The sequence below is a fragment of the Mesorhizobium sp. M4A.F.Ca.ET.020.02.1.1 genome, assembly GCF_004022645.1.
GTDB lineage: Bacteria > Pseudomonadota > Alphaproteobacteria > Rhizobiales > Rhizobiaceae > Mesorhizobium.
This window is the reverse complement of sequence record NZ_RZOI01000624.1, coordinates 1-3,658: the sequence shown is the minus strand read 5'-3', so window position 1 is coordinate 3,658 and position 3,658 is coordinate 1. Positions and strand designations below refer to the sequence as shown.

Here is a 3,658-nt window from a genome sequence, read left to right as displayed (position 1 = left end):
GTGCTGTACCGCGTGCGTACCCCAGGCTTCCCTGACTTTTGCCCGGGTCCAGTTCTTGTTGGCATAGTGGCCAAAGCGGCGGGGATCGAGCTCCGCCGTATCGATGCTGTTGCCGCCCTCCACGATCCGCTCGGAAAGGTAATAGCCGATAGCTCCGCCCCAGAGGATGCCCCCTGGCACGCCTTCGGCGAGCCAGACATTCTCAAGGCCCCAGGCCTGTCCCATCAGCGGCAGTTCATCGGCCGTCATCTGGAAAGGTCCCCGCACATTCCGCTTGATGCCCGCGCGCCCCAGCGCGGGGACCAATTCGCTGGCACGCTCCCAGTTCCAGGAAACAGCGTCGAAATCCTCATCGAGCAAATCGGCGCCGAACCATTCCGGGACGCCGTTTTCGGCGAACAGCTTGAGCTGTTCCGTGCGCTCATAGGGACCGAACAGCAGCCCATCCCCCTCTTCGCGCAGATAGCCCTCGTAGCCCTCGTCCCTGAGGATCGGCATTTCCGGTAGGCCCAGCCGTTTGCGCTCCACAATCTCTGGAACCGCCTCGGTGATCCAGTACTGATGGACGATCGGGATCGCCGGAATGTCCAGACCCAGCATGGCGCCGGTCTGGCGCGCATAGTTGCCCGTAGCAAGGATGACGTGCTCGCAGAGGATGTCGCCGCGCGATGTGTTGACCTTCCACTCGCCGCCCGGCATCCGCTCGAACCCAACAACTTCGGTGTCGAGATGGACCTTCGCGCCGAGGTCGCGTGCGCCCTTGGCCATCGCCTGGGTGACATCCGCGGGTGCAATGTGGCCATCGTCGGGGTGGTAAAGGGCACCCAGCATGTCCTTGTTGTCGAGCAGCGGCCAGATCTCGCGCGCCTCCGCCGGCGATACGATCCGGGCCCGCAGACCCTGGACCTCAGCGACATCCATATAGCTCTTGTACTCGTCGAGCCGGTCGCGCGTGTTGGCAATGCGCAGCTGGCCGCATTTGTGCCAGCCGACACTCTGGCCCGTCTCGGCTTCCAGGCCCTCATAGATCTCAATCGACCTGGCGATCATGCGGCCGACGTTGCGGCTGCGCGCGTAGGACGGAATGAGCCCTGCGGCATGCCATGTCGAGCCGGCGGTAAGCTGCGTCCTCTCCAGCAATGCCACATCGGTCCAGCCGCGTTTCGCCAGGCCATAAAGAATGCCTGTGCCCACGCAGCCGCCACCGACCACGACCGCACGAAAGGAACTCACCATACACGCCTGCCCTTGCATGAAATTGCCGTTGGTTCACATGAACCCTGGCGCATACTGTCAGACGGCATCCGGCTTTTCAGCACATTTCCTGGGCTGGGACACGGCAGTACGGCCCGGCCGTTGGTCCACGATCGCGACTAACGCCCAAGAGAAGCCGGGCGCCGTCGCTGGCGACGCCCGGCTGTTTCGTTCAGCGCTTGCGCAAATCCGCTTCGGCGAGATCGAGTGCCCTGGCGATGCGGTCGCAGGCCATGTCGACCGTCTCGCGCGTCCAGATCAGCGGCGGCGACAGGATCATCGTGTCGCCGGTGGCGCGCAGCATCATGCCTTGGGCGATCGCATGGTCGCGCACGACGACGGCAGCACTTCCCGACGGCAGGTAACGCTCCTTCGTCGCCTTGTCCTTGACGATCTCGATCGCCCCCATCAGTCCGATCGAGCGCACCTCGCCGACCAGATTGTGCCCGGCGATGCGCTCCTGCAGCACCTGGGCGAAGTAGGGACCGGTGTCGTTCCTGACCCGCTCGACCAGGCCTTCGCGCTCGATGATCTCGAGGTTCTTCAGCGCCACGGCGCAGGCCACGGGGTGACCGGAATAGGTGTAGCCGTGATAGAACTCGCCGCCCTTCTCGACCAGCGTCGCACTGATGCGGTCGCCGACCAGCAGCGCCGACAGCGGCTGGTAGCCGGACGTCAGCGCCTTGGCCGTTGTGATGGTGTCGGGCTCGACGCCGAAGGTCTGCGCCGCGAACCATTCGCCGGTGCGGCCATAGCCGGTGATCACCTCGTCGAGCATCAGGAGCACGTCGTACTTGCGGCAGATGCGTTGCACTTCCGGCCAGTAGCTCAGCGGCGGGATCTTCACCCCGCCGGCACCCATCACCGGCTCGCCGATGAAGGCGGCCACCTTGTCGGCGCCGGCCTCGAGGATGGCGTCCTCGACGGCCTTGGCCGCGCGCAGGCCGAAATCATGGTCGCTTTCGCCGGGCAGCGCGAGTTCGTAGGCATAGGGCATCATCACATGGACGATGTTGGGAACGGCGCCGCCGAGCTGCTTGTGCATCGGCTCCATGCCGCCGAGCGAGGTGCCGGCAATGGTCGAACCGTGATAGCCCATCTTGCGCGAGATGACGCGGTTCTTCTCCGGCTTGCCCTCGAGCGCCCAGTAGTGACGGACGAGCCTGAGCGCCGTGTCGTTGGCCTCCGAGCCGGACGAGCCGTAGAACACTTGGCCGACGTGCTTCGGCGCCAGTTCCGCCAGCTTCTTCGACAACAGCACAGGCGTCGGCGTCGAGCATTTGAAGAAGGAGTTGTAGTAGGGCAGCTCCTTCATCTGGGCATAGCCGGCCTCGGCCAGCTCATTGCGGCCATAGCCGACATTGACGCACCACAGGCCGGCCATGCCGTCGAGGATCTCGGTGCCCTCGGCATCATAGATGAACGGCCCGTCGGCACGGGTGATGATGCGCGAGCCGATCTCGCGCAGTTCCTTGTGGTCGGTGAACGGGTGAAGGTGATGCGCGGCGTCGATCTGCTGAAGCTGCTTCAGCGAATAGTTCTGATAGGTCATGGATTTGATCTTTCCTCTGGAATCAATCCGGCAAATGCCGGGGCTGGATTCGTCAGAGACAGGCGGGCGGCGAATAGCCGATGCGGGCGCAAAACCTGAGCAGCTCAGCACGAAGCGTGCGCGGTGGCGGCGGCACCGCAACCCCGAAGGCGCCTGATGTCTTCGTGCAAGCCATGGCGGCACCTTAAGCCGCCCTTGGCCTTGAATTCAAGCCGTGGCAGGTTTTCGAAAGTGCATCGGATTATCCGAAAACCGGTTTCCCCTTTTCCGTCCGATGCTCCAGCGCCCGCTGCAGGAAGACATAGCGCATCGCCGTTTGCGCCGCTTGAGGACGACGATCGCCGCGCCCGCCATGTCCGCCTTCCGTTTCCTCGAAGAACAGCGTCCTGCCGTGGCCGGCCTCCTGCAGGCGCGCCGCCATCTTGCGGGCATGGCCGGGATGGACGCGGTCGTCCGCGGTTGAGGTCATCAGCAGAACCGGCGGATAGTCGCCACCCACTTTGACATGTTGATAGGGCGAGTAGGCCGCCAGCCATGCCGCCTCTTCCGGCTTCGAGGGATCGCCATATTCGGCGATCCACGAAGCCCCGGGCGGCAGTTCAGTGTAGCGCAGCATGTCGAGCAGCGGCACGTCGATGATGACGGCCCCGAACAGTTCCGGACGCTGGATCAGTGACGTGCCGGTCAGCAGGCCGCCGTTTGAGCCACCCTGGATCCCGAGCTGCGCCGCCGTCGTGATGCCGCGCTTGACGAGATCCTCTGCCACCGCGGCGAAATCGTCGAAGGCGTTCTGACGGTTACCCTTGAGCGCCGCCTGGTGCCAGGCCGGGCCGAACGCGCCGCCGCCGCGTA

Annotated in this window: 3 protein-coding genes; all 3 read right to left on the bottom strand. The window is 64.5% G+C overall.

All coding sequences use genetic code 11. The features are described 5' to 3' along the window. Positions 1-1,236 (bottom strand): FAD-binding oxidoreductase (locus tag EN742_RS28070; RefSeq protein ID WP_128333526.1); only part of this gene is annotated, 1,236 nt, incomplete at its 3' end. A 190-nt stretch (positions 1,237-1,426) separates the two neighbouring features. Then, the gene (locus EN742_RS28065; RefSeq protein ID WP_126054118.1) at positions 1,427-2,806 is read right to left on the bottom strand and encodes an aspartate aminotransferase family protein; all 1,380 of its coding nucleotides are present in this window, start codon (positions 2,804-2,806) and stop codon (positions 1,427-1,429) included. 241 nt (positions 2,807-3,047) lie between these two features. Continuing rightward, positions 3,048-3,658: prolyl oligopeptidase family serine peptidase (locus EN742_RS28055; protein ID WP_148670308.1), on the bottom strand; the 611-nt coding region annotated here is incomplete at its 5' end.